This window comes from Aeromonas schubertii, from assembly GCF_000820105.1.
In the GTDB taxonomy this organism is placed as follows: Bacteria; Pseudomonadota; Gammaproteobacteria; order Enterobacterales; family Aeromonadaceae; genus Aeromonas; species Aeromonas schubertii.
In genome coordinates this window covers 132,365-134,267 of record NZ_CDDB01000039.1, presented here as the reverse complement: position 1 = coordinate 134,267, position 1,903 = coordinate 132,365, and the positions used below count along the sequence as shown (strand labels likewise).

The 1,903-nt window shown below is 59.8% G+C and carries 1 pseudogene; it reads right to left on the bottom strand.

What is annotated here, in order from left to right:
- A pseudogene (locus BN1133_RS20445) lies at positions 1-1,903 on the bottom strand (retention module-containing protein); the annotation flags it as partial.

Here is a 1,903-nt window from a genome sequence, read left to right as displayed (position 1 = left end):
TTCCGTCAGGGTCAGGGAGACAGGGTCGACCTGGGGCAAGGCGCCATCGGTGATCTGGATATTGAGAGTGCCGAGGTTGCTCTTGTCACCGTCAAAATCTGAGCCCTGTACCTTCAAACCAAGGTTGAGGCTATTGGTCGCTGCCGGCTCGTCAAACACACCGGTCAGGGAGACGCTGTATTTGCCATCCAGCCCGATGGTCACGGTGAGGATTGCCTTGCCCTGCCAATCCTTGACGATCAGTTGGTTGTCTTTAACCTCGTAACTCGTCGCTTTGCCCTGGCTGGTGAGCCCAGCGAGCGCTGGTTGGCTCGCCTCAAAGTTGAGGGAGACCAGACGATCGCTGCCCACTGTCACAGGCAGCTGACCATCGATGCTCTGGTTGCCCCCCTCTTGCAGGACGACCCCTTTATCGAGACCGAGCACAGGGTCTGCGCTATCACTTACCGTGATGGTAGCGGTTCCCTGATTTTTGCTGCTGTCGCTGTCAGTGACTTCTACCGGCAAGGTCAGGTTGAGTTTGTTATCCGCCCCATGATCCAGGTTGGTATGCACCGTCACCTGATAACCGATCTCTGCGCTGGTGTGAGCGGCGATGGTGGCGGGAACGGCCGGGATGGAGACCGTCATCACTACCAGACCACCACTGGTTACCGCCTGGAAGGTGTGACCATCGGTGCCAACCGCTTTCCAGGTCAGGGTTTCGCCGTTATGGGTGATGGCCTTGCCACTGGCATCCATCACCTGACCCGCAAAGGTCAAACGCACATCGGTCACCGGATCCGAGTCAGCCTTGATGGTGATCTTGCCGCTCGTCTGCTGGTCATCCACGGCCGAGTTGGCGCCATCGAAGCGCCCTTCATTGAGGGTTACATCGGTAAGGGTGAGGATCGGTTTCTCCCCTTCCCCAATCTGGAGATTAAGGGTGCCGCTGGTGCTGTCGTTGTTGCCGCCCGCCTTGTCGTAATCGTTGACGATCACCTTGATGGGCAGCTCGGTCACGGCGTTGCCGCCCTGATGAAGCCCTTGATAGAGGGTGACCTGATAGTCAAACCCGTTCTTGCCCGCCTGATCGAGGCTGCCAACCAGCTTGACCTCGAACACCTCGACCCGCTGGCCATCGACCATCACATAGCCCTTGATGAGCTGGCTACCGGGGATGGCGCTGTTGCCATCCACCAGCTCGTACTGCACCGGTTTACCCAATGCGGTCAGCGCAGGCTGTTCGCTGGCATCGGCAAAGGCCACCTCGACCACCCGATCCGACCCAGCTTGTACATCAAAGTGACCGGTTTGACTCAGGCTGTTGTTGCCGGTGAGGTTCCCCTCATCCAGGGTCACACCGGTGCCCAGGATAAAGCTCGGTGCCTTGCCATCCGCAATGGTGAGCGGCAGCGTGGTACCAATGCGATCGCCATCCTTGTCGGCCAGGGTGACGGCAAGCGGCAGGTTGAGGGATTCACTCCCCTTGTGATCCAGCTCGCCGTTCAGGGTGACCTTGGCGGTGACGCTCCAGTTACCGTTGTTATCGACCAGGCTCAGCTCGGCGCGCAGCACCACCTGCCCACCGGCGGTTCCGACCAGCTGGCCGGTTGCGGGATCAACGGCGAAAGTGACCGGGTTACCGTGGCTGGTCAGTCCGGTCAGAGTGCTCTGGATAGCGGCGATATCAAAATCAAGAGAGTTGGGTTCAAGGGCATCGCTGCCGTGCGCGACCGAGAAACTCATGGTGCTGACGGCAGCCGTCTCCCCTTGCGCCATCTCGGTGATGGTGGTGCCGGTCACGGCGGAGATGGTCGGATTGGCACCATCACCCACCGCCACGGTAATAGTGGAGGAGACCTTGTCACCATCGCTGTCGAGCAGGGTAAAGCCCGCCTTGAGCAGGCTGTCGGCACTGCCC